The 24,426-nt window shown below is 42.9% G+C and carries 20 protein-coding genes and 1 riboswitch; of the genes, 10 read left to right on the top strand and 10 right to left on the bottom strand.

Features of this window, described 5'->3' with window-relative positions:
* Positions 1-106 precede the first annotated feature (106 nt).
* A complete protein-coding gene (locus tag BY457_RS05800; RefSeq protein ID WP_106152390.1) occupies positions 107-1,477 on the bottom strand; it encodes a methyltransferase RsmF C-terminal domain-like protein in 1,371 nt (456 codons plus the stop codon).
* Positions 1,478-1,846: 369 nt separating this feature from the next.
* On the opposite strand from BY457_RS05800, the gene BY457_RS05795 reads away from it, so the two are divergent.
* Entirely contained in the window at positions 1,847-2,497 is a 651-nt protein-coding gene (locus BY457_RS05795) for a DUF2459 domain-containing protein (protein WP_106152389.1), read from the top strand.
* Positions 2,498-2,829: 332 nt separating this feature from the next.
* On the opposite strand, the gene BY457_RS05785 is transcribed toward BY457_RS05795, so the two are convergent.
* From BY457_RS05785 to BY457_RS05770, 3 genes are all read right to left on the bottom strand, one after another.
* On the bottom strand, positions 2,830-3,066 hold the full coding sequence (locus BY457_RS05785; protein ID WP_146130954.1) for a hypothetical protein: 237 nt from the start codon (positions 3,064-3,066) through the stop codon (positions 2,830-2,832).
* 573 nt (positions 3,067-3,639) lie between these two features.
* Positions 3,640-3,939: a type II toxin-antitoxin system RelE/ParE family toxin gene (locus tag BY457_RS05775; RefSeq protein ID WP_106152385.1), complete on the bottom strand. Its 300-nt coding sequence runs from the start codon at positions 3,937-3,939 to the stop codon at positions 3,640-3,642.
* Positions 3,936-4,151, bottom strand: a complete 216-nt coding sequence (locus BY457_RS05770) for a hypothetical protein (protein ID WP_146130953.1) — start codon at positions 4,149-4,151, stop codon at positions 3,936-3,938. The genes BY457_RS05775 and BY457_RS05770 overlap by 4 nt, the downstream gene beginning before the upstream one ends.
* A gap of 110 nt (positions 4,152-4,261) precedes the next feature.
* Here BY457_RS05770 and BY457_RS05765 point away from each other — a divergent pair, with 110 nt between their 5' ends.
* The gene (locus tag BY457_RS05765) at positions 4,262-4,519 is read left to right on the top strand and encodes a helix-turn-helix domain-containing protein (protein ID WP_181256397.1); all 258 of its coding nucleotides are present in this window, start codon (positions 4,262-4,264) and stop codon (positions 4,517-4,519) included.
* A gap of 244 nt (positions 4,520-4,763) precedes the next feature.
* Here the strand turns inward: BY457_RS05765 and BY457_RS05760 are convergent, their stop codons facing one another.
* From BY457_RS05760 to BY457_RS05750, 3 genes are all read right to left on the bottom strand, one after another.
* A complete protein-coding gene (locus tag BY457_RS05760) occupies positions 4,764-5,069 on the bottom strand; it encodes an RHS repeat-associated core domain-containing protein (protein ID WP_106152382.1) in 306 nt (101 codons plus the stop codon).
* Between the two features lie 109 nt (positions 5,070-5,178).
* Positions 5,179-6,231, bottom strand: coding sequence for a nucleoid-associated protein (locus BY457_RS05755; RefSeq protein WP_106152380.1), 1,053 nt, complete (start codon positions 6,229-6,231; stop codon positions 5,179-5,181).
* Between the two features lie 237 nt (positions 6,232-6,468).
* A complete protein-coding gene (locus tag BY457_RS05750) occupies positions 6,469-8,193 on the bottom strand; it encodes an alpha-amylase family protein (protein WP_219885139.1) in 1,725 nt (574 codons plus the stop codon).
* A 1,175-nt stretch (positions 8,194-9,368) separates the two neighbouring features.
* On the opposite strand from BY457_RS05750, the gene BY457_RS05740 reads away from it, so the two are divergent.
* Positions 9,369-12,350, top strand: coding sequence for a hypothetical protein (locus BY457_RS05740; RefSeq protein WP_106152375.1), 2,982 nt, complete (start codon positions 9,369-9,371; stop codon positions 12,348-12,350).
* A gap of 140 nt (positions 12,351-12,490) precedes the next feature.
* On the opposite strand, the gene BY457_RS05735 is transcribed toward BY457_RS05740, so the two are convergent.
* Positions 12,491-13,732: a metallophosphoesterase gene (locus BY457_RS05735; RefSeq protein ID WP_106152373.1), complete on the bottom strand. Its 1,242-nt coding sequence runs from the start codon at positions 13,730-13,732 to the stop codon at positions 12,491-12,493.
* 353 nt (positions 13,733-14,085) lie between these two features.
* On the opposite strand from BY457_RS05735, the gene BY457_RS05730 reads away from it, so the two are divergent.
* Entirely contained in the window at positions 14,086-14,277 is a 192-nt protein-coding gene (locus BY457_RS05730) for a cold-shock protein (RefSeq protein WP_106152371.1), read from the top strand.
* Between the two features lie 507 nt (positions 14,278-14,784).
* Here the strand turns inward: BY457_RS05730 and BY457_RS05725 are convergent.
* Both BY457_RS05725 and BY457_RS05720 read right to left on the bottom strand, forming a co-directional pair.
* Positions 14,785-15,360, bottom strand: a complete 576-nt coding sequence (locus BY457_RS05725; protein WP_106152370.1) for a DUF996 domain-containing protein — start codon at positions 15,358-15,360, stop codon at positions 14,785-14,787.
* 163 nt (positions 15,361-15,523) lie between these two features.
* Positions 15,524-16,096 carry a manganese efflux pump MntP gene (locus BY457_RS05720; protein WP_181256395.1) on the bottom strand — a complete coding sequence of 191 codons (573 nt, stop codon included), beginning with the start codon at positions 16,094-16,096 and terminating at the stop codon, positions 15,524-15,526.
* Between the two features lie 194 nt (positions 16,097-16,290).
* Between BY457_RS05720 and BY457_RS05715 the strand changes: the two genes are divergently transcribed.
* The 6 genes from BY457_RS05715 (at position 16,291) to rocD (ending at position 24,394) form a co-directional block, all read left to right on the top strand.
* Entirely contained in the window at positions 16,291-17,277 is a 987-nt protein-coding gene (locus tag BY457_RS05715) for an aldo/keto reductase (protein ID WP_106152367.1), read from the top strand.
* A gap of 104 nt (positions 17,278-17,381) precedes the next feature.
* A riboswitch (TPP riboswitch) is annotated at positions 17,382-17,476 on the top strand.
* Between the two features lie 60 nt (positions 17,477-17,536).
* Positions 17,537-18,334 (top strand): sulfide-dependent adenosine diphosphate thiazole synthase, encoded by a 798-nt coding sequence (locus BY457_RS05710; RefSeq protein WP_106152366.1) that lies wholly within the window; start codon positions 17,537-17,539, stop codon positions 18,332-18,334.
* Between the two features lie 3 nt (positions 18,335-18,337).
* The gene (gene thiE, locus BY457_RS05705) at positions 18,338-18,970 is read left to right on the top strand and encodes a thiamine phosphate synthase (RefSeq protein WP_258176631.1); all 633 of its coding nucleotides are present in this window, start codon (positions 18,338-18,340) and stop codon (positions 18,968-18,970) included.
* 31 nt (positions 18,971-19,001) lie between these two features.
* Positions 19,002-20,291 (top strand): phosphomethylpyrimidine synthase ThiC, encoded by a 1,290-nt coding sequence (gene thiC, locus BY457_RS05700; protein WP_106152364.1) that lies wholly within the window; start codon positions 19,002-19,004, stop codon positions 20,289-20,291.
* A 251-nt stretch (positions 20,292-20,542) separates the two neighbouring features.
* Positions 20,543-22,948 carry a TonB-dependent receptor gene (locus tag BY457_RS05695; RefSeq protein ID WP_106152363.1) on the top strand — a complete coding sequence of 802 codons (2,406 nt, stop codon included), beginning with the start codon at positions 20,543-20,545 and terminating at the stop codon, positions 22,946-22,948.
* 222 nt (positions 22,949-23,170) lie between these two features.
* On the top strand, positions 23,171-24,394 hold the full coding sequence (gene rocD / locus BY457_RS05690) for an ornithine--oxo-acid transaminase (protein ID WP_106152362.1): 1,224 nt from the start codon (positions 23,171-23,173) through the stop codon (positions 24,392-24,394).
* Positions 24,395-24,426: the final 32 nt, after the last annotated feature.

Here is a 24,426-nt window from a genome sequence, read left to right as displayed (position 1 = left end):
ATACACTCACCGGACTTATCAACTGGGCCGGTAGTATTATACTCCGATTATAAAACAAAAAAAGTAAAATAGTTGAAATATGGCAACTTTTTAATGGTTTTGTGATTCAATCATCCTCATTAATCCTCATTCTGATGCGCCACTTTTTTGGATAGAGGTTATTAAATCGATTTCCCACGTTTTTAACGAATCCAAGCCGGTTTCGGTTACAGGAGATCAGAAAAAACCCACGGCCTAAACTTTCTTCCGTAACCGGTGGTTCTCCTTTCAAATAACGCAATGCCTCCGCTTCGGACAGTTCCAGTTCCGGGAAATTGTCGCTGCATTCCCAACTCATTGCCAGCGCATGGTCGGGCACAAAGCCTTTGCGGCCAACAGTGCCAAGAGGAATCCCGGCATGCAACAAATAGAGTTGCTTTTGCATGGACTGCAACGCATTCATGTATTTTTCCGGGAAAGCCGACCAAAGCTCGTTTCGCTCAAAATAAGTATATCGGTCAGGATTGCTGATGAGTGAGCGTAACTCATGAGGGAACTTCACCGGTTTGCGCTTGGCACTGTTGGTTTTAAAAGAACGGGGACTTTCCTTTTTTTGCAGCAAAGCTACAAAGAAGCCTTCTCCCCTAACTTTGTGCGGATAAAAAGCCAGTCCGTTGCCATCGCTGATTTCTACCGATGTAATGCCCCAATCGTCCGGCACTTCCAATTTCATTATCTCTGCCCTCTTCTCGTCCATCAACCATTTGAGATTTTCTTCGTTCTCTTCGGGGTTAAAAGTGCAGGTTGAATAAATCAACCAGCCGTTTTCCCTCAGTGAATCCCAGGAATCAGAAAGAATGCGGCGTTGTCGAACGGCACAATGCCGGGTATTCTCCGCCGACCACTCGCGACGAGCCACCTCTCCTTTGCGAAACATACCCTCGCCCGAGCAGGGTGCATCCACCACCATCACATCAAACAAACCGGGCAATTTGGCAAAAGCCGATGGATCGGACTGCGTGACCACTGCATTGGGTGCTCCCCATTTGATGATGTTCTCACGAAGAATACGCGCTCTGGACTGAATCACCTCATTGGCCACCACAAGTCCTTCACCCGCAAGGAAAGAGGCAATCAGAGTAGATTTTCCACCGGGAGCTCCACAAAGATCAAGTACTTTGAGGTCCCGGCCGTTTTCTTCCTTTTCTATTTTTTCCAGAATATGCCAGAGCACCATGCTGCTGCCCTCCTGGGGATAATATGCTCCTGCATGGAAAGCAGGATCAAGGGTAAAAACAGGTTTCTCTTTTAAGTAAAAACCATGAGGGCACCAGGGAACCTGCTCGTATTGAGAAAACCACTCTTCTTTTTTGGCAGGATTCAACCGCACCGAAGGCAGCGAATCATTTGCAAAACTCTCCACGAAAGAATTAAATTCATCTTTATCGAGCTGTTGCTGCATCCGCAACAAAAAATCCTCAGGAAGTGGTTGATTCATCAATTTGATTATTTGTGAACGAACAAAAATAGGGTTTTATTCAAACGGAGCAAAAGCATTATGAAAAGATGGAAACCTACCGGAATATTCAGATTGGAAAGAATCTGTAAACGGCCAATGTCATTTTACTCAAATGGTCTATATCACTATGAAATTGTTTTCTCAATTCCGGTACATGATTTTTGTTTCTATACTGTCCAGAAACTTTATTTCAAATGAATTTCATCCCTTAAACCCCAATATGGTTTTTTAACAAACATCAGGCTTAAGGCCGGTTTGGATTTTATTGTGTTAACCCCGAAATTACAAGGGTAGGAATTGGTTTCTCCAATGATAGTCCTGATTTTTCTTTTAAGCAACAGAATACTCATGAAGACAAAGATAAAACACATACTAATAATCCTATTCTTCATAAACCAGCCTTTCAGCGGGCAGGAGAAAGCAAGCCTTGATTCCGATAAAATAACGGTTTACGTTGTGCAACAGGCCTGGCATACCGGAATTGTACTTCCCTTTAACAAAATTAATCCGGAAATATGGCCTGAAGTCTCCACTTTTGAGGATAAACAGTATGTGGATGTCAGTTGGGGTGACGAAAAATTCTATCAGGCTTCGGGAAGTCCCGTTTTACTGGCTGCAAGAGCAATGCTCTGGCCCACTCAGAGTGTAATGCGAATTCACCCGTTTAGCATATCTATCTCATCGGCTTATACCAGTGAAGCCAGATTTCTGGAACTGGAACTGAACAAACAACAATTTGACCGACTCACCTTCTTCTTTTCCAGTAGCCTGATACGCGACGAATCCAGCGCCCCCGTCGCCAGCGAAATGTACGGCAAAAGCCGCTATTTTTTCCTGTCCAAAAGGAAATATCATTTGTTCAGAACCTGCAATACCTGGGTGGCATTGGCTTTCAAACAAGCCGGGCTGGGAAACCGAAGCTGCTGCGTACTAAATGCAAATCAGTTGTTTAGGAGAATTAAGGCTGGACAAGATGGCACTAACCTTGCCCACAAGTGATGACGAACACCGATTAACCTGGTCTGTGCGGTGGGATTAATATTTGAGTTTCTTAGGATTTTTCGGTTGTCCCAAAATGTAAGTAAAATTATTTCCTTCTTGTAAGGTCTAACTTTATAGAACAAGCTATTGTGCTTGGTAACAAAGCCTTTTCGGATTTCCTTTTTCGAGGGGATTCAACAAAGGTTTTAGGATATTTCTTAATGACCCCGGGAACTTCCTCTGTCTTATCCACAAAGCTTTTCACTTCATTTAGCCCCCAATTTTCATGAAGGTAGTCCAGTACTTTATAGTAATCTTTTCGTGCTTGATTTGACCAGAATATTTCCATCTCAAAGGCCATACCTTAAACGAACATCTTTCATTACTTCTTCATGAGGAGTAGTCTCTCCTCTGTCTGCTTCCTTGCTCCCTGCTTCAATGGCTTGCTGAACAGATATAGGTAATTCATCCCACCAGTCAGCTTCTTGCTCCTGTTTGAGTATTTGACTGACTTTTTCCAACAAGTTGGGGCGGTCAGTATTTAATATCATCTGAACCAATTCCAGTTTTCTTGCTTGAAGATTCATAGCATTCATTGTTTTATCTCCTACAAATTTAAAGATTAATAAACACTTTTGGTACCATTTAGAGGATGTTATTTTTCTAATTTACGTGAAGGTCATCAAGGTTGTTCATCTGCTATCATTCTGTACTGCTCACACATTTATGCCCGGCAATGTATTGGACTTGTCCTGGACTTTTGCAAGAATCGATGAATCAGCCTTCCGATCTGTCTTGCCATAGAAAACCAGAGATAAACAGCAACCTGGTAAAAAACTCCATTCGCCTCCTGGCTTTATTAATGTAAGAACTATTTGTTTGCCGGCCCACACAATGCCGCCAAAAACATCGCGATTTTCTAAAGCTTCTTCTGAACTTGCAGGAAACTCGACATGGATCCTCAAGAGTGGTTGAAGTACGTTATGGAAAACATCCACATTACACAATCCGAAAATTATTGATAAAAATTTACTTCAGGAATAAGTATTTGCTAGGGTAGATACGAACAAAGGGAATAAAAAAAGTGTCGGACGGCTTGGGGTGACTTTTTGTTGATTGACGGCGAGCGAACACCGCTTGTTCGGGTCTGTGCAGTTGAATTATCCTTTCATCTTGTCAGGATTCTGTCTGGAGTCAAAAATATCAGTAATGTAAATGAATTCCTCTACAACTCTGTAGATTATTTTATAGTGACTTACTATCAAGCGACGATGTCCTAAATTTAAATGCTCTAAAAAAGGTTCTCCCTGCCCTTGAAAAGGCTGCAAAAGCAAAGTGTCAGCTGCATCCAGGATTTCATCACGGATATCATTCAATTTCTCAGGTGATACTTTAGGGGCAATAAAATTCAAGGCTTCTTCAAGACTAAAAAGCGCTTGCTCCGTATAAACAAGTTTCATTTACAGCCGGGGTTTGCGATTCTTTGCTCTAATTCTTCTCTTAAAAAAACTCTTCCTGCCTGGATGTCATCTTCCGATTTTTGAGCCCTGCTTTCCAGCTTTGCTTTTAAAACTTCTTCATTACGAAGTTTCTCATATAATTCATTAATTGTCTTTTCATTTGCACGATGCAAATGACTGTGTATAAAGTCTCTTTTTTCAACTACATTCATAATTTCCATGGCTTTATCTCCTACAAATTTAAAGATTAATAATCACTTTTGGCACTATTTAGCGGATGTAATTTTTCAAGTTTGCTCTGAAGTTCATCCAGATTATTCAGATGGTAGCGTTCGGTAATGCCTACATATTTTGTATTGGGCGTAAACCTTCGGTAGAAATTGCCCGTAAAATAGCTCAGGCTCTTGGTGTTTCACTCGATTATCTGGTAGGCAATACCGAATTTCTGCTCGATACCGATGTCATCAAAAAAATTCAGGAGATTCAAAAACTTCCGCAGGAAGATAAAAACCACCTTTTCTATGTGGTGGACAATATTTTGCAAAATGTCAGTTCAATCTTGGCATCCGCTCCTGTCTGATTTACTAATATTTTAAATCCGGGCTTACCTACTCCTGTAGTCATCTGATTACGAACATTGGGTGATGGATTATTATAACCTCCTTGACTTAAAACATCTGTAAAAATATTACTATAAACCTCTGCTTTCAATTCTCCCCCTTCCTGAACTCCATGGGTTTATTTATCTGCTTGTATACTTTCACTGCTGACTGAACCATCTTCATTTTTATCAGCTTTTTTGTAAGTCTCTTTCGTGGTTACCATTATATCCCCTTTAAACCCTCTTCATCATTACCCAAATGCTCGCCTGTTTCTTTATCGTAATAAGGACTGGCATTCATCCCCATAAAATCAATAAAACGAATAGGATTGTTACCTGCATATACATAAGGGGACTGATGAAAAAAGTCTTCAGTAAGGGGATCAACAGTATGAAACCGTCCCAACGCCACATCATAAAACCGTGCCCCATAATCATACCAATCCAACTCACCATTCCCTATCTTATCAGCCTGCAACTCCTTGCCGTTGTAGCGGTATTTGTTATTGGCGCCTCCAATTTGAGCGATTCCGAAAGTATGCTAGTAGGATAATAACTCCTGACTTGATTTACATAATAAATCCCTCTCTCGCTACCTTTTGTATCTTATGTTAGTACAATTAGCAAGTGCAAAAACATCAATGCTCCACATCAAAATACAGCTTATAGTAATTCATACCCCGGTCGCGGTCGAAGCCACGCTCGATATGCTCACGCCGGCCATGAACATACACATGAAAGTTTTTGTCCAGTTTCAGAATGGATTTGAAGTGTTTTTTCTCGGTTTTAACGGCACTTTTTGAGATGTCGAAGTTGTCATTAAGCGGAAGAGCTTTCTCTGTTTCAAATTCTCCCTGGTAATCGTTAAAAGCCTCGATAACTTCGGGTTGACGAATCACCTGCTGCTCAAAGTCTTCTTTTTTGAAGTTGTTATTTTTATCAAAAAAGTCGATGGAACGGTTGAGCATATCAATCTGGTCGGGCTTGGGCACATCGTGGTCGTCGTTAAACACATCGGTCACAAAATCCTTACACAGATTCAGATAATTGCGCGTAAAATAGTAATTGTCCTCCCGTGGCATGAGCCCCAGGAAATCGTCTTTCCAAAAATGTGCTTCATGTCCTTTGTTAATATTATCGACCATACAAACTTTAAAACCAGCTTCGCGCTCGGTGTTAAAGACAATGCATCCCTTATCCAGTTTTTTGATATTGATACCCTCCTGGGCCCCCAGTTCAAAGGTCTGGTCCTTCAGATAGACTTTAAGAAAAGTTTCTTTGTTCTCACTTTTGAAGATTCCGATGCCATCGGTTACTTCGCCATCGACCACACAATTGCTGAAATAAGCCATATAAAACTCTCCACCTCTTATTTTAGGATGGTTGGAGTTTTCGTGTAAAAATTCTGCCACCTCAATGGAAGTATCGTACAACTTATCGGGACTGTCGAAAACAGCAGAGACCCATTTAAAAACGGGGTTGTTTTCAGGTTCCTCATTCTCATCGGTAAAATTGAAATAAGCTTCCGTTTTGAATGGCTTAAAAAAGTAGGACAACAAAACATCCCCCACCACTTCTTCGTCGAAGAGTCGCAGCGGACTTTTGGAAAATTTTACCGGTTCGCCCTCGGTTCGGTTTCCAATCTGGTGAACCACAACATTTTCTATAGTAACCTGTGAGTAATCTATCATAAGACAGTAGTATATTTTTTCTATCACCCTAAATCTGCACGGAATTGTTTAATATTGTGATGTATCCCCTGCAGATTCGATAAAGTAAATCGTCTCATTTGGTCTAATACTTTACCCAAATAAGTGATTTTCTAAATCGGGGTTAATCCAATTTCTGCAAAGGTTTTCATGATAAATTTAAAATCTTTGCGGAAATTTCAATTCACAAAAATAGAAAAATCATCAGATAATTAACAATTACCCTCGTTTCATTATCTCATATTTGAGTTCATAAACCGAGGCTGAATATTTTTTCAAATGCCCTCCTATTCCGGCATTTTGGGCTACCTCGGCCGGGAACTGAATCATTTTGTTTTTCTTCAACAAATTGTGTCCGGTAAAGTAAAAACGGTCGGACAATCCTGCAAGTTCGAAAAAATGAGATGGAATATGAAGCCGATAATCCAGATCATTATCCGAAAAATTAGCGATGACCAATAATATTTGCTCGCTGCAATACCTGAAATAAGCGAAAAGAGATGAAGTGTTAAAAGCCTCATTCCGAACATTGCTCCATGAAAGGTCGTAAAACAAACCCTTAACAAGTGCCGGAGCCTGATGAGACAAATTTAAAATGGTGGAATATTCCTTTCTTAGTTGCCGGACCTCATCCGGAAGGTTCTCTGCCTGGAAATCTCCTTTTCCTGTCCACTCTTGAATTCTTTCAGGACTCCAATAATCAAAAATAGAGGTACGGCCATCGAGGCTACTGAATCCTTCCTGATCCATTCCTTTCTCTCCCAGTTCCTGTCCGAAATAAATAAGCAGAGGATTCCGCTGCATGGTGGCCATCAAGACCGCTCCAGGAAGGGCTTTCCATGGGTCGTTGGCAAAAAATGAGGAAGCGATTCGTTGTTCGTCGTGGTTCTCCAAAAAATAGACCATGTGATGCTGAAAACCTTCGGTACATTGCCAGCAGGATGTCAGTTCGATGGCAGGACGGTTGCCGGTAATCACACCGCGCATAGTATTGTAAAACAACTCCTTGTCGTATAGAAAATCAAACCCTGCCTTGAAAATAAATTCATGATACCGATCCGTATCATAAATTTCTCCGATGAACTGTAACGAAGGATACTGGCGTTTCACCTCATCAATCATCCAGGTCCAGAACTCCACAGGTACCATTGCTGCCATATCGCAGCGAAAACCATCCACCTTTTTGGAAGCCCAGAAAAGCACCACGTCACGCATTTTCTTCCAGGTATCCGGAACAGGCGAGAAATGTTTCTCTCCGGTTTCGTAATCCACTCCATAGTTCAGTTTCACGGTCTCATACCAGTCATTTACCGACGGATTGGGCTTAAAACAATCATTTCCGGTTGCTTTAGCCGGTTCCTCTTTCCATCCTTCGTTGCCTAATGAAGCTACAGGCGATTGAAATGTTGTTCCCGGCAGATAGTAAAAGTTATTGTCCCGCTGAAATGCTTTGGATGGATTATCATCTTCACCAAAATCAGTAACTCCCTCAGGCTTTGCATCCGAAACATACTGACGAGCAACATGGTTTGGCACCAGGTCGATGATAACTTTCAGTCCTGCATCATGAGTGCGCCTGACCAATGCCTCAAATTCCTGCATCCGGTCGGGCACCGAATTGGCCAGGTCGGGATCCACATCATAGTAATCTTTAGTGGCGTAAGGGGAACCTGCCTTACCTTTTACTACATCAGGGTAGTCTTTCACAATGCCGTATTTGGAATAATCGGTTAGGTGTGCATGCTCAATAATTCCAGTGTACCACAAATGGGTGGTTCCGAGTTCTTTGATGCTCTCCAACGCATTACTACTGATGTCATCAAATTTTCCGCAACCGTTTTGTTCTAAAGTTCCGTCGGGGGTATTGGTTGTGTTCCTGTTCCCAAACAACCTGGGCAACAATTGATATATTACGGGGCGTCTATGTTGTTGTTCTATTGTCATTTTTATATATGATTTCATTTCATAAAGTTAACTCTTACAGCGTCGGTAAATTTGAACAAATATATTAAACCAAAACATGTAAAAATTCAGGAACCTGTCTTTATTTTTTTTTACCACTGAGAGCAAGGGGAAGCACGGAGGGGAATGGCCGGGAAGAAACCACTGTTTCTGCTTGTACCTCTGTGTCACGCTGTGTCCTCTGTGGTTTATTTTTTTACCACGGAGAGCACGGGGAAGCACAGGGGGGAATGAACGGGAAGAAACCTCTGTTCCAGTTTGTTCCTCTGTGTCTCTCTGTGTCCTCTGTGGTATATTTTTTTTACACGGAGAGCACGGGGAAACATAGAGAGGAATGGCCGGGAAGAAACCACTCTTCCTGTTCGTACCTCTGTGCCTCTCTGTGTCCTCTGAGGTATATTTTTCACCACAGAGAACACGGGGAAACACAGAGAGGAATGGCCGGGAAGAAACCACTCTTCCTGCTCGTACCTCTGTGCCTCTCTGTTTCCTCTGTGGTATATTTTTCACCACAGAGAGCACGGGAAACACTGAGGGAAAAGTCGGGAAGAACCTCCTGGTCCCGGTAGTTCCTCTGTGCCACTCTGTGTCCTCTGTGGTTTTATTTTTTTACCACAGAGAGCACGGGGAAACACAGAGGGAAATGGCCGGGAAGAAACCACTTTTCCTGTTCGTACCTCTGTGCCTCTCTGTGTCCTCTGTGGTTTATTTTTTTAAACGGAGAGCACGGGGATACACAGAGGGGGAATGGCCGGGAAGAAACTACTGTTCCCGGTAGTTCCTCTGTGCCACTCTGTGTCCTCTGTGGTTATATTTTTTACCACGGAGAGCACGGGGAAACACAGAGAGGAATGGCCGGGAAGAAACCACTCTTCCTGTTCGTACCTCTGTGCCTCTCTGTGTCCTCTGTGATTATATTTTTTACCACGGAGAGCACGGGGAAACACGGAGGGGAATGGCCGGGAAGAAACCACTGTTTCTGCTTGTACCTCTGTGTCACGCTGTGTCCTCTGTGGTTTTCTTTCTCCCTTCTTTCCACCATTATTTCAAAAACACTACATTTGTGAGACCCGGAACCTTATTGAATTAAAATCAACCATTTTTATCACCCCGTTGTTTAAAAACAATCAAATACCATCAGACTACAGTCCACACTTATGTACCAAAAAATTGTTTTTCCCCTCCTGCTTTTTCTGTTCCTCTTTCAGGGAATCTCTGCACAATATTATTCCTCCGGAGCCGACCCAGCCTCCATCCGCTGGCAAAAAATTGACCATGATAAGTTTAAGCTGGTATTCCCCGAAGAGTTCTCCAAACCGGCCAGAGAGCTAGCCATTTTTATGGACAGCATCATACCTTCAATTGAAGCCACACTAAACCACAGTCCCGGCAAAATTGATATTCTCATTCACAGCCATTCCACCTTTACCAACGGGTTTGTTTCCTGGGCTCCAAAACGAATTGAGCTCTACCCCAACCCATCTCAGAGCAATTACAGTACCGACTGGCTGCAACAACTGGCTGTACACGAATACAGACATATTGTGCAGATTGACAAGCTAAATCAGGGATTTACAAAAGTGGCATCTTGGCTCACCGGGCAACAGGCCGTTGGTGCTGCCCTGGGAGCTTATCTGCCCATGTGGTTTATCGAAGGAGATGCTGTAATTACCGAAACGACCCTGAGTCAAAGCGGACGTGGCAGACTTCCGGTTTTCACGCAACCCCTACGGGCAAGAATTTCCGGTTTCGGCCCAGACAGTTACGACAAGGCTTATCTGGGATCATACAAAGATTTTGTGCCAGATTATTACAAAATGGGGTATCATCTTACAGCGGAAGTAAGAAACCGCTATGGAGCCGGGATATGGGAAAATGTAATCGATAATGTGGGAAAAAACAGCTGGTCCCTGATTCCTTTTCGCAGGAGTTTAAGAAAAACTGGACACAACTCCCCAAATGAACTTTACAAATCTGTATATGACAGCATTGCAAACGAATGGGGGAAATACGAAGATACTATAAATTTAACAAAACAAACCCCTGTCGCATCCTCTGAAGGTACACACACAGATTTTCAGTTCCCGGTTATTACCCGAAAGGGGCAGCTCTTTGCGGAGATGAGTGGTCCGGGCATTAGAAAGCAAATAGTCGCGTTACACCCCCCAAAAAAGCCTAAAACACTGTCCTATACCGGATACCGGGATGAAGACCCCATTACTGCCAATGAGCGATGGGTTGCATGGAGCGAAACAATGCCGCACATTCGCTGGCCCAATGCCGATCATTCCGTCATCAGGATTTACGATCTTGAAAACGAGAAAACACAAACGTTAACGCACAAATCCCGCTATTTTGCTCCTGCGCTTGCATCCCAAAGCGATACACTGGCAGTTGTTGAAACAACCAAATCATACGAGTTTTTCATTACCCTGATTGACTTGAATACTGGAAAAACCTTTGAACGCATACCAACACCGGACAATGCATTCCCAATACATCCCTCATGGGGTGATGTTCGCGGAGAATTGGTCATGGTACTACTTCAGGACAATAAAAAAAGCATCGTTTCACTGAACACCTTTGAGAAAACATGGAAAACATTGAGAGCACCAGCACTCGATGAACCCAAATATCCCCAAAAAAGCCGAAATAACCTTTGGTTTGCAGCCTCAACGATTCATTCCGAAGAAATTTTTTGCCTGAATCTAAAGAACAATACCACGCGCCAGGTCACACAATCAAAATTCGGAGCAACGTCCCCCACGGTAATTCCATCTGACAGTTCACTTTACTATGCACATTACACGCCGATGGGATATGAAATTACAAAGACCAATAAATTCCAGACTTTAAAAAAGAACATCCAACCATCGTCGCTGAATAGCCCATTAGTAAAGAAACTAACAAACCAGGAACCCGTTGAGGTAAATATCAACAACAATTTTAACCCGGAAATTGATGATTACAGCAAGTGGAACCTCCTAAACCTGCACAGCTGGGCTCCGGCTTACACCAACATCGACAACCGTGAACTGTATCCCGGTCTCACACTTATGAGCCAAAACCTTCTGGGAACAGCAGTTGCCAGAGTGGCTTACAATGCTGCCGGATCCAAAAGCCGCGAAAAATTCAACGCTGGATTTACCTACAGGGGCTGGTTTCCAATCATTGATTTCGATGTCAAATGGGGAGATTTCAACGGTACGTTTAACGACATTTATATCGGGCAGGATAATCTTTTCACCATTGAGCAAATCGGCAAAGAAAATCATATAAAAGTAGAAACAGGTATCAGAGTGCCTTTAGACCTAAGTGCAGGAGAATGGTCCAGGTTGATTCAACCTCGGGCAGGTCTTTCATGGCAAAATATCAGCAACAGAGTGTATCAGCAAAACATCATTGAAGTTTTACCCGGTGATCAATACTACGAAACCGGTGAAACCAATGTCATCGAATACCCTGAGCTGGATTATTGGGCTATAGATTATTCTCTCTATTTTCACAACAAACAGAGAGGCACTTACAGGGATGTTAATACGCGATGGGGCCAAGCCCTCAGCTTCATATACAAACACACTCCGGCCGGAAACTATAATTCAGGAGAAGCAGTCGCCGCTTCAGGCAAACTCTATCTTCCGGGAATTGGCAGACATGATGCCCTTACCATTGGTGGCGGTTGGCAAAAGAGAAGTAATGGTGATGAAATTGCCACCAGTCTTCCCTACCGTACTTTTCAGAGATTTGGGGATGCCATAGCATTACCCCGTGGCTATAACAACATATACAACGACCAGCTATTTGTGCTGAATACAACCTACCAAATGCCTTTGTGGAACCCGGACTGGTCATTGTCGGGCATTGCCTATATCAAACGCTTCCGACTGAATCTATTTCTTGATGCTGCCCGGACCAATTACCAGCTTAGTTTTATTGAAAGCGGGCAAACACAAACCTATCGGGATACTTATACTACGTCAGGAATAGAATTAATGACGGATCTTCACCTGTTTCGATTTGTATTGCCATTCAGCATTGGATACCGCGGAGGATGGAGAGAAGCAAACAATACATTTTTTCATGAAGCGGTGTTTTCAACGAGTTTCGATAGTTTTTTGGTGAACAACAGAAAGAAATGATTCTTTATCTTGTTTTCTTTTGTTGTAAACCTTTTTTAGAACAAGTCACAGCACGCAGCCATCAATTCTGCCTTCTGCCTCAACTACTGACTACTGACTACTGACTACTGACCACTGACCACGCCCTGCAATAAAAAGCCCTATCCCCTCTTCAAAGTGAAAACGGTAATTTCCGGAGGCATACCCACACGCGCAGGCATTCCCAGATAACCCAGTCCTCGGTTCACATAGAGGAACTGTTTGCCGACCTGATACAATCCGGCCCATCGCTTAAACTTATACTTGGCAGGACTCCAGTTGTATTTTCCAATTTCAAAACCAAACTGCATACCATGCGTATGTCCGGCGAGTGTAAGATCATACTTTTTTCTGCCGATTACTTCCGCATCCCAATGGTCGGGATCGTGCGACATCAAAATTTTAAAAGGTTCTCCATTTGTCTGATTCCAGGTACTCTCCAAGTCTCCATATTGAGGAAATGGGGGGAGTCCCCAATTTTCAACACCACTCACAGCAATGGATTCTCCATCTTTTTGCAGAGTAACCGACTCATTACGTAACAACTGAAAACCCAATTTCCGGTTAGCCGCAACAATACTTTTAAAGTTGGCTGCTTTTCTTTGTTCCGAAGGCCAGGTACTGTAATCACCATAATCATGATTCCCGAGAATGGAATATTTACCCATAGAAGCATTAATTTTTCCCAATATCTCTTCCCAACCACGGGTTTCTCCTGCAAAATTATTTACCAGATCACCCGTAAAAAGCACGAGGTCAGGTTTCTCCTCATTTATTAACGAGACTGCCTCTTTCAGTGGTTCCCGATTGGATCCGAAACTGCCCAAATGCAGGTCAGAAATCTGAACGATCCGAAGACCGTCAAAAGCCCTGGGTAAATTGGGAAAATTAAGTTTTACATGGCGGGTATAAAAGGCATACCGACCCTTTAGCACACCAAAAAGAAGTGACACAAAAGGGGCCGTGGCTATGATGATGCCTACCTGACTCAAAAATTTCGCTCTTGTAATGCGGGGATAATGACGCTCTGGTTGACGGGCCGGTTTTCGGGGGATAGCATCAGGAATTCGCCCGATACCATAAACCACCAGAAAAAAAACTTTTGGAAGATACACCAAAAGAAATAAAGTCAGAAAAGTACCGAAAGCATTGTAAATTTCATGCGAAGCAGCCTCCGGAATTTGAGTTCCGAAATAAAGAAAACCGGATAAGAACAATACCGGAAGTACTATTAATCCGGAAATAGCCAACCATTTACGCCAACCTGAACGTGCTTCTTCGGTCATTAAAATTCGCCACAAAAACCAATCAATGGTTCCAACCAACAACACTAAAACCCACAAAAAAGCCAGATGATATCTCATTCAGTAAAAATTTCTATTAACCAGGATAATTACGCAATTACCACCAAAAAGTTCACGTTTCTCTTTCACTTAACTCTATGATAGTGAACGCAACAAATGTAATGCCCCGATAAACAAAGGGGGTTAAAAGAACGTTAAAGTATTATAAAACCGGAGCAATGCTCCTTTCAGATCGGTTTACCCGGGATTTATTCGAAACTTATTGGCCGGGATTACAATAGTTATAAAGGAAAGTTCCCGCTTTGTAAAAAAGACTAAATCAGGGAGAAAAATGTCATTTTTTTTGGAAAAAGATGTGATTTTCAAAAATAAACCATACCTTGCACCCATCAAATTTTTATTAAATATTTATCATGAACAAAGGAACAGTAAAATTCTTTAACGAGAGCAAAGGTTTTGGTTTTATTAAAGAAGACGAAACACAGAAAGAGTATTTTGTACACGCCACAGGTTTGATTGACACAGTCAACGAAGGCGATGAAGTAACTTTTGAACTTACCGAAGGTAGAAAAGGACTTAATGCTGTAGATGTGAAATTAGCTTAGTCAGATTTTTCTACTTCGCTAAAAATATTAAGCCCGTCTGTTGACGGGCTTTTTTTATGCCAAAAAAAACAGGACCTCTTATTATTCTCAGAAAAATTTCCCCATAAATATAAAATCATTGGTGTCCGGTTAAAAAATTGAGATTGCTTCATTACTTTCGCAATGACGGGCTTTTGCAGGATATTCAGCGTTGGCAGGGGGCATCGCAAGTTCGCACCTCAATTAAATTTTGAGGCATAATGGGAATATGACAAGCTGAGATGCTCAATTAATACTCCAGGAAAGATTATTTGTAAAGCAGGTGCGGCGGATTCTTTCTTGGGAAAGCGGCAAAGCCGAAGCCGATCCGCCGTTAAAGACGAAATGGCGGATTGGAATCCGCCGCACCTAATCTGTCATTGATAGCAGAGCGCAACAATCCTCTTTCATTCCCGGACAATAGTGATCTAAAATAGAAAAAAGCCCGACTGGTGACAGCCGGGCTTTGTATAAAATAAAAAATAGCCTTTATACTGCCTGTTCAACAATCGGTTCTTCAGCCTGAATGGAAAAATAAGCCACAACGTGGATAATCCATGCAACAAACATCACAAAGGCTCCTAAACCAAACAGCAGAAGACCAATAGCTCCGATAAAATAAAGCAATCCCGCTGTTCTAAAAGTTTTAACACCAGAGGATGCAGCCAGCGCTTTCAATCCCTGGAACATATAATAGGCCCCTATAATCGTACCAACTAAAAGCAATAATAGACCAAAAATGGTCACACCACTTTCAAACAACACGGTTATCAACTGTTGCATATTTTCGGGATCAAATCCGTCGGAGGACAAGGTTACCAAGGCAGATCCGGCTCCAATTAAAATAACTATGGTTCCAATAATTGTAGCAATTATCGGCACCAAATATCCAATCAATGTTTTCTTAAAAATAGGTGGATTCTCAAATACCTTTGAAAACTGATGATAAGACATCAAAAGTAAAATAAAAGACGCTAATCCGGCTACAGAACCCAATATGGGAATAAAACCCGCTATAGGCAATAGAATACCAATGCGTCCTAAAGTAATCGCTTGTTTCTTCATAATGACTCTTTTTGATTAAAAATAAAGGGTTAAACGGAAAAAATCCGAAAACCAGAAATAAATGCAAACATCAAAAAACAAGCAACCCACTAATAATCAACAGACAAAATTCCTTTGTCCGAATAACAATACCGTTCAAAAAGGGTTTCCTAAATTATAATATTTATTTAATGAATTCAATAGTGTGAGAAAGAAAAATTCTAAGTCCCATCCCAATAAGCACTAGTCCGCCCAGTACTTCAAGTCCTTTATTGAGTCGTTCACCGATGGTCATTCCTAATAACACACCAGCAACAGAGAAGAAAAAAGTAGTGATTCCAATTATGAAAACAGCCATCCAGATGTGAATACTTAATACCCCGAACCCAATACCAACCACCAGAGCATCTATACTTGTTGCCAGGGCCATACCTGCAAGAACGAAATGACTGGATGGACAAAGACAAGAAGATTCCTCTTCTGCTTTTCTCAATCCATCATAAATCAGTTTCCCCCCAATAGAACCTAATAAAAGAAGTGCTATCCAGTGATCATATGCTGCAACAAGACCTTTAAAACTGCTCCCGATGAACCAACCAAGCAAGGGCATGGAGGCCTGAAAAACTGCCATATAAAGAGCCACTTTAAAAATCTGTGAAACCCTGAGTTTTATGGAGCATGCCCCTGTGGTAATACTTGCTGCCAGACTGTCAACAGAAAGTCCTACCCCGAGAATAATAAAAGAAGAAATACTCATGTTGCCTGAAAAAAGTGAGTGGCAAAAATAGCATTTCAGTTTTTGAAAAAAAAATTGAAATATAATCAGACGGCTTTCCATTTTTAAGCTCACTATTATTTTGTAAATTTGACCTACTAAACAAAGCAATCGATTGCATTTTCATGCAACACCTATTGCAGTCAATTCAAAAAATCAAAATAAACCACTTAATCATGAATTACAGAACATTAGGAAAAACAGGACTTAAGATTTCTGAAATTTCTCTTGGAACCTGGCAGGTCGGAGGAAAATGGGGTTCCGGCTTTGACGATAAAAAAGCTGACGAAATCATCAATACAGCCATTGACAATGGTGTAAATTTTATCGATACCGCCGATGTATATGAAAGCGGTTTAAGCGAAAAGGCAGTAGGGCGTGTGGTTCGCTCACGCTCCGAAGATATTTATGTGGCCTCCAAGTGCGGACGCCAGATCAATCCTCATGTCAACGAAGGATATCAACCCGATGTGCTCCAAAAATTTGTGGAAGACAGTCTGAAGAGAACCGGATTGGAAGCATTGGATCTTATCCAGTTGCACTGCCCTCCCACCGATGTTTTTTATCGTCCGGAAATTTTCGAACGCTTTGACAAACTGAAAGATCAGGGAAAAATCAAAAATCTCGGAGTCAGTGTAGAGAAAGTAGAAGAAGCCATCAAAGCCATTGAATATCCCAATGTTAACACTGTACAGATTATCTTCAATGTTTTCCGCCAACGTCCCAAAGAGCTGTTCTTCAAAGAGGCTGCTAAAAAGGACGTAGGTATCATTGTCAGAGTACCTTTGGCCAGTGGCTTGCTTACCGGAAAATTCGATTCCAACACAACTTTTAATGCAGAAGACCACCGGAATTTCAACCGGGACGGAGCTGCCTTTGACAAAGGAGAAACCTTTGCCGGCATTGACTTTGACAAAGGACTCAAAGCAGTGGATGAACTTAAAAAATTATTCCCCGGTCAGGAAAATCTGGCTCCAATAGCCCTTCAGTGGATTTTGCAATTCAAGGAAGTCAGCTGTATCATCCCCGGTGCTTCCTCGGTTGATCATGTAAAATCCAACTTATCGGTATTTGATTTACCCACTCTGTCGCAGGACAAATTTCAGGCGATGAATGACATTTATGAGAAATACATCAAGGCTGATGTACACCAACGCTGGTAGAAAATAAAACTCTTAAGAATAAAGACTCTGTGTTATCCACACAGGGTCTTTTTTTCTGCTACTACTCTTTGTTATTAAAAAACTACCGCTACATTTGTAATACCAAAACAATCTGGGGGTGCCTTATTTTAAGGCTGAGATCATACCCTTTAAACCTGCTCAGGGTAATGCCTGCGAAGGGAAGACGTGTTTCGTCGTATGCTCTCCTTTTACTTTAGCACTCCATAGATTTTTGATTAATATTTAAAAATCATTTACTATGGAACAAATTGTCTCTTCAGGAATCATCGATTCCTACTTTTCGAAACTCAAAGAAAACCTTGCTGTTGATGTTGCCATTGTTGGCGGGGGACCATCAGGACTGATTGCTGCTTATTATCTGGCCAAAACCGGAAAAAAAGTGGCTCTTTTTGAACGCAAACTCGCTCCCGGAGGTGGTATGTGGGGTGGTGCCATGATGTTCAACGAGATCATGGTACAGAAAGAAGCACTGCACATACTTAAGGAACTGGGGATCGAATACAAACATTACCGCGACGATTATTACACCGTTGATTCGGTGCACGCAACCTCAGCCCTAACCTATCATGCCACCAAAGCCGGAGCCAGGATTTTCAACTGCACCTCCATCGAAGATGTGGTCTTTCATAACAACATAGTGAGCGGCCTTGTAATCAACTGGGCCCCGGTTCACCGCGAAGGGATGCATGTGGATCCACTTATCATCATGGCCAAAGCCGTTATTGACGGGACAGGTCACGATTGTGAAATCGTACACACGGTGGCACGCAAAAACGACATTAAGATCGATACTCCCTCAGGTAAAGTAATGGGAGAACGCTCCCTGGCGGTGGAAGAAGCAGAAAGAACCACCGTTGACAATACCAAAGAAGTCTTTCCCGGACTATTTGTTTCAGGCATGGCGGCCAACGGAACCAGCGGGAGTTATCGCATGGGGCCAATCTTTGGAGGGATGCTGCTTTCGGGGCAAAAAGTGGCCGGGATAATTTCTGAAAAACTCGCCAAAGAAGCGATCATGGAATCTGCAAATAATTAAATGATGATGCAAGATTCAAACATTCAAGACCCGGGTGTTTATATCATAATCACCCGGCCTATTCTCCCCTACACGACCATCGCTGAAAAATGTGTGGAAAACAATATCAGCATGATGCAGTTGCGTGAAAAACACCTCCCTGACCGGGAGCTTTTAAAAATTGCACGAGACCTGCGGGCCGTTACCAGGAGCACCAACACCCGACTGGTAATCAATGACCGACCCGATATCGCCCGGTTGTGTAATGCCGATTTTCTTCATCTGGGACAAGATGACCTGACTCCGGAAGATGCCCGAAAAATTGTTGGAGATATTAAGATCGGTTTATCCACGCACTCACTGGATCAGGCCAGAAAGGCCCTGGAGCAAAAGCCCGATTACATTGGTTTCGGGCCCGTCTATCCTACCAATGCAAAAGCCAATCCCGATCCTCCGGTGGGCACAAAGCATCTGTCAGAAGTTCTGAAGCTTGCCAATGTTCCGGTAATTGCCATTGGTGGCATATTTCCGGAAAATCTGGATGAAGTATTAGAAACCGGAGCTCGCAATATTGCTATGGTAAGACATTTCATGCAAACCAAAAATTTTGAAGGCCGGATAAAGGAACTGCAAAAACGATTGCAATCCGCCTTTTAATAATCAACATCAAACACTTAAAATCCAAAAGATGCCTACACAACTTCAATACGCCATTTCTGGAGAAATCACTCCCGAAATGAAAGCTGTTGCCAACCACGAAAAAGTAGATGAACAATGGCTCTGTCAGGAAATCGCCCAAGGCAGAATTGTTATCCCCAAAAACACAAATCACCATTTTGAACCACGTGCCATAGGGGCCGGTTTAACCACCAAGATAAATGCAAATCTGGGAACTTCTGAAAAACACTGTAACCTGAAGGAGGAACTGGAAAAGATGTATATCGCTGTAAAACACGGTGCCGATGCCATTATGGATCTTTCTACCGGTGGTGATTTAAAAAAGATACTCCAAACCATACTGAAAACATCCCCGGTAATGGTGGGAACAGTGCCCATTTACAGTGTGGCCACACGTCTGCTGACAGATGAAAAAAATGTAGCCCAACTGGATCCGGAAGAATTATTCAGGGAAATAGAATTTCAGGCAGAAGCAGGTGTCGATTTCATGACCCTTCATTGCGGAGTTACCCGTTCCACAGTTTCTTTTATGCAAAAAGATGAGCGTGTTTGCGGCATCGTAAGTCGAGGGGGAGCCATCATCAAGCGATGGATGGCGGAAAACAATGCCGAGAATCCTCTTTACGAACAATATGGCCGCATCCTCGACATCTGCGAAAAATATGATGTAACCATTAGTCTGGGTGACGGCTTAAGACCGGGTGCCGGTGCTGATGCCACCGACCGGGGCCAGATAGCGGAACTGTTGGTACTGGGAGAGTTGGTGGACCGTGCACGGAAAAGAGGCGTGCAGGTAATGGTGGAAGGTCCGGGACACATGCCGTTCGACCAGATTGAAACCAATATGCGCCTCATGAAACGGGTTTGTCACGAGGCTCCTTTTTATGTATTAGGGCCACTGACCACAGATATCGCACCGGGATATGACCATATTACAGGTGCCATAGGAGGAACTGTCGCTGCGATCCACGGAGCGGATTTTCTCTGTTATGTAACCCCTGCCGAGCATTTGTGTCTTCCCAATGCCGGGGACGTCAGAAATGGAGTTATCGCCAGCAAAATTGCGGCCCATAGTGCCGATCTGGTCAACAAAATTCCCGGTGTGGCGGAGAAAGATTTTTCGATGTCGAAAGCACGCCGCGACCTGGACTGGGAAACCATGTACAATCAGGCCCTGGATCCGGAGATGGCCCGAAAACGCAAAAAGGAATCAGAAAGCCACGATGAAGACCACTGCAGCATGTGTGGCAATCTGTGTGCCGTGAAAAATGATAAGGAAACGGCAACAATCAATTATTAATTACCATTTTCCTGTTCCCAAAGAGATTGTTTCACTATGCCACCAATGACAAAGCTTTACAAGTTCCTGAGGATTTAACCATCGGTTTTCCTAAAAAGCACTCCCTCTCATCGTATAAAGACCGGATAAACAACTCATTGAAGGCAAGCGAAGCAATCTCTAACTTTTATGTAAAAAGAATCAATCTCTCTCTACTGCCAATTTTTTGGTTATTTTTACGTTCAAAACGTATTAGGTCACCTCCCTGTAATATGAAAATAACACAACTACTTATATTTCTTCTGATTTTTGGTTTAACTGTCTCGGCCCAGGACAACATACATATTAATGGTCGTGTAGTCAATGAATCAGGAGAACCTTTGGAGCTTGTGAATATCATAATACAGGGGAGTTCCACCGGCACCACAACCGCAGCAAACGGCTCTTTTGAAATTACAGTCCCCCCCGGTTTTACTGGTGCGTTACAGTTTTCCCACCTTGAATACCTCCCCAAAGAATTACCCATAAAAAGCATTGAATCAGGGGAAAGCCCCTTGATGGTAATTTTAGAGAAGCGTATTCGGGAAGTAGGCGAAGTGGAGGTAACGGCCCGTTCAGAAACAGACCAATCATCACAACGCCTAAACCCTGATTTAACACTGCAACTCCCCTCTGCTGCCGGATATGGAATTGAAGGAGTAGTAAAATCGCAGATGGGCGTATCTTCCAACAACGAATTAAGCAGCCAATACCGGGTACGTGGGGGCAACTTCGACGAAAATTTGGTTTATCTTAACGGATTTAAACTGCACAGGCCACAGCTGGTAAGGAGTGGTCAGCAAGAGGGGCTCAGCATAGTCAATCCCGATCTTGTTGAATCGGTTTACTTCTCGTCAGGTGGTTTTGGTGTGGATTATGGGGATAAAATGAGTTCGGTTTTGGATGTACGTTACAAAAAACCGGACTCCATTGCGGCAGGAGCGAACATCAACATGATGGGAATGAGTGCTCATGCCGGAGGTACTGCAGCAAATGGCAAAATGACATGGCTTACCGGGGCCCGCCACAAAACCAATCGCTACCTTTTGGGAAGTCTGGACACCAAAGGAGATTATCAACCCGATTTCACCGATATTCAGGCATTCCTTTCCTACAAAATCAACACATATCTTTCCATTAATGTACTTGGGTATTATGCGCTCAACAAATACCGGTTTATTCCCACCGACCGTGAAACAGATTTTGGTACGATGAGTGATGTCAAAAGACTGAAAATTTATTTTGCAGGACAGGAAGAAGACAAATTCGAAACAGGAATGGGCGCCGTAAAGTTAAATTTCACGCCCTCGGCAACCAATCGGTACGAACTAATGCTTAGTCACTACCGTGCCTTCGAGGAAGAAACATTCGACATTGCAGGGGCTTACTGGTTGCAGGAAATCCAGGGGCTTGACGATGCACAGGCAGCCACCAACATTGGTATTGGAGAATACCTGCAACACGCAAGAAACGATCTTTTTGCCACAGTCAATACAATTTCAGTTAAGGGAAACCATCAGTTCAGCGAAAATCATTCTCTCAACTGGGGTATATCCCTGGAAGAAGAAAATTTTAAGGACCGCATTAATGAATGGGAGTTAATTGACTCCGCAGGATACTCAATTCCCAGAAATCCTGATCTGGAGCTAAGCTACAGCCGAAACGCAGATATTGAACTGGCAACACGCCATATAAAAACTTATGTAGCACATCAAACTACCTTAAAACCCGGATGGGGAAATATACGGTTAAACTATGGAGCACGCCTGATCTATTCCGACCGGGAAGAGAAACTTCACCTGACACCAAGGTTCCAGGTTACCATTCGCCCGTTAACAACCCCGAACACCCGATTTAGACTTAGCGGAGGATGGTATTTTCAACCGCCCTTTTATAAGGAATACAGGCCGGCTCAATCGGGCCTAATCAACACCATTTATGCTCAAAAATCCAGACAAATACTGGGCGGTATAGACCATTATTTCAACATTTTTCAACGCCCCTTCAAATTTTCATCCGAAGCGTACTATAAACATCTGTATGACCTCATTCCCTACCAGGTGGACAATGTAAGACTTCTTTATTCAGGTAAAAATGAAGCCACTGGTTATGCCACGGGCCTGGATCTAAAGCTCCACGGAGAATTTGTATCCGGCACAGAGTCATGGGCCACACTTTCACTGCTAAAAACAGAAGAGGATTTAAAAACGGATACATGGAACAAACCAGGTGAACCCGGATATATTCCAAGACCTTCGGATCAGCGGCTCAACTTTTCTCTCTTCTTTCAGGATTACCTCCCTAACAATCCCACATTTAAAGTTCATTTGAGTCTTTTTTATGGAACAGGGCTCCCTTTTGGGCCTCCCCGCTCTCCCCGTTACAAGGCTACCTACCGAATGGCCCCCTATCGACGGGTGGACATAGGGTTTTCCAAAGACCTTAAACCCTGGCTTAACAAAAACAATTCCTTTCCATTGATCAAAGATTTCTGGCTGGGATTTGAAGTTTTCAATCTTTTCGACATCAGCAACACCATTTCTCACTATTGGGTAAGTGATGTGGAAAACCGTCAGTATGCCGTGCCCAATTACCTTACCGGGCGCAGGATTAATGTTTCGCTGAACCTGGGGTTTTAAGAGGCTGAGGTTGAGACTGAGATTGAGGTTCAGGTTGAGGATAGTAGAAAATCACTCATTACTAACCATTACCTAATTACCTAACGACTAATTTCCTTTCATCTGAAATGCCTTATAGGTTCCAAATTGACTGACAAATTTCAGTTTTTTTGACATTTAGATTTCCGTATTTTGAGTAGGTAATCAAGTCTATAATCTACACACTTTTTTAAATCAGTAGCTATGAAACAACCAGTCACCCCCGCAGATTACATTGCACGAGAAGACAAATACGGCGCCCACAACTATCATCCCCTTCCGGTAGTACTGGAAAAAGGAGAAGGAATATTTGTCTGGGATGTGGAAGGCAAACGTTATTTTGACTTCCTTTCCGCTTATTCCGCCGTCAATCAGGGACATTGTCATCCACGAATTATTAAAGCCCTGAACGAACAGGCATCAAAGCTTACCCTCACTTCACGCGCCTTTTACAACAACGTATTGGGAGAATTTGAAGAGTATGTAACCCGTTACTTCAATTATGACAAGGTATTGATGATGAATTCGGGTGCCGAGGCTGATGAGACCGCACTGAAACTTTGTCGGAAATGGGGATACAAAAAGAAAGGAATCCCTGAAAACAAAGCTAAGATCATCGTTTGTGAAGGTAATTTTCACGGACGAACAATTACCATAGTCAGTATGTCATCAGATCCCGACAGTTATGGTGATTACGGTCCCTTTACACCGGGTTTTGTCACCATCCCATACAACGACATAGAGGCTCTGAAGCGTGAATTGGAGGATCCCAATGTGGCCGGATTTCTGGTAGAACCCATTCAGGGAGAAGCAGGTGTTTATGTTCCTGATGATGGTTTTTTGAAAAAAGCCAGTGAACTTTGCAAAGCCCGCAATGTACTGTTTATGGCCGATGAAGTACAAACAGGAATTGGCCGTACAGGCAAAATGCTGGCTTGTGACCATGAGGGAGTTCGTCCGGATGTACTAATTCTTGGAAAAGCCATTTCAGGCGGCGTCTATCCGGTATCCGCTGTTTTGGCCGACGATGACATCATGCTGGTGATTAAGCCCGGTGAACACGGTTCCACCTATGGCGGAAATCCGGTGGCCTGCAAAGTTGCCATGGAGGCCCTGCAGATAATAAAAGATGAAAAGCTGACTGAAAATGCAGAGCGCTTAGGTGAAATATTCCGTGAAGAGATGAGAAACATCGATTCCGGGATGATTGAACTGGTACGAGGGAAAGGGCTACTCAATGCCATTGTCATCAAACCCACCAATGGTAAAGAAGCCTGGGATGTATGTGTTGCCATGAAAGAAAACGGACTGATTGCCAAACCCACTCATCAACATATCATCCGTTTTGCCCCTCCATTGGTTATTAATGAAGAGCAACTGCGGGAAGCCATCGGGATAATCAAAAAAACCATTCTTGATATGTCCTGAAACAAAAGCACAAATAAAAAAAAGCTCTTAAT

This window comes from Marinilabilia salmonicolor (genome assembly GCF_003003035.1).
Taxonomy (GTDB): Bacteria; Bacteroidota; Bacteroidia; order Bacteroidales; family Marinilabiliaceae; genus Marinilabilia; species Marinilabilia salmonicolor_A.
The sequence above is the reverse complement of the archived record's forward strand: the minus strand, read 5'-3'. Positions and strand labels throughout refer to the sequence as shown.

Excerpts from the sequence above, each read along its gene's own strand:
- BY457_RS05800 (WP_106152390.1), bottom strand. The coding sequence starts at position 1,477 with ATGAATCAACCACTTCCTGAGGATTTTTTGTTGCGGATGCAGCAACAG.
- BY457_RS05795 (WP_106152389.1), top strand. The coding sequence starts at position 1,847 with ATGAAGACAAAGATAAAACACATACTAATAATCCTATTCTTCATAAAC.
- BY457_RS05785 (WP_146130954.1), bottom strand. The coding sequence starts at position 3,066 with ATGAATCTTCAAGCAAGAAAACTGGAATTGGTTCAGATGATATTAAAT.
- BY457_RS05775 (WP_106152385.1), bottom strand. The coding sequence starts at position 3,939 with ATGAAACTTGTTTATACGGAGCAAGCGCTTTTTAGTCTTGAAGAAGCC.
- BY457_RS05770 (WP_146130953.1), bottom strand. The coding sequence starts at position 4,151 with ATGAATGTAGTTGAAAAAAGAGACTTTATACACAGTCATTTGCATCGT.
- BY457_RS05765 (WP_181256397.1), top strand. The coding sequence starts at position 4,262 with ATGGTAGCGTTCGGTAATGCCTACATATTTTGTATTGGGCGTAAACCT.
- BY457_RS05755 (WP_106152380.1), bottom strand. The coding sequence starts at position 6,231 with ATGATAGATTACTCACAGGTTACTATAGAAAATGTTGTGGTTCACCAG.
- BY457_RS05750 (WP_219885139.1), bottom strand. The coding sequence starts at position 8,193 with ATGACAATAGAACAACAACATAGACGCCCCGTAATATATCAATTGTTG.
- BY457_RS05740 (WP_106152375.1), top strand. The coding sequence starts at position 9,369 with ATGTACCAAAAAATTGTTTTTCCCCTCCTGCTTTTTCTGTTCCTCTTT.
- BY457_RS05735 (WP_106152373.1), bottom strand. The coding sequence starts at position 13,732 with ATGAGATATCATCTGGCTTTTTTGTGGGTTTTAGTGTTGTTGGTTGGA.
- BY457_RS05730 (WP_106152371.1), top strand. The coding sequence starts at position 14,086 with ATGAACAAAGGAACAGTAAAATTCTTTAACGAGAGCAAAGGTTTTGGT.
- BY457_RS05725 (WP_106152370.1), bottom strand. The coding sequence starts at position 15,360 with ATGAAGAAACAAGCGATTACTTTAGGACGCATTGGTATTCTATTGCCT.
- BY457_RS05720 (WP_181256395.1), bottom strand. The coding sequence starts at position 16,096 with ATGAGTATTTCTTCTTTTATTATTCTCGGGGTAGGACTTTCTGTTGAC.
- BY457_RS05715 (WP_106152367.1), top strand. The coding sequence starts at position 16,291 with ATGAATTACAGAACATTAGGAAAAACAGGACTTAAGATTTCTGAAATT.
- BY457_RS05710 (WP_106152366.1), top strand. The coding sequence starts at position 17,537 with ATGGAACAAATTGTCTCTTCAGGAATCATCGATTCCTACTTTTCGAAA.
- thiE (WP_258176631.1), top strand. The coding sequence starts at position 18,338 with ATGATGCAAGATTCAAACATTCAAGACCCGGGTGTTTATATCATAATC.
- thiC (WP_106152364.1), top strand. The coding sequence starts at position 19,002 with ATGCCTACACAACTTCAATACGCCATTTCTGGAGAAATCACTCCCGAA.
- BY457_RS05695 (WP_106152363.1), top strand. The coding sequence starts at position 20,543 with ATGAAAATAACACAACTACTTATATTTCTTCTGATTTTTGGTTTAACT.
- rocD (WP_106152362.1), top strand. The coding sequence starts at position 23,171 with ATGAAACAACCAGTCACCCCCGCAGATTACATTGCACGAGAAGACAAA.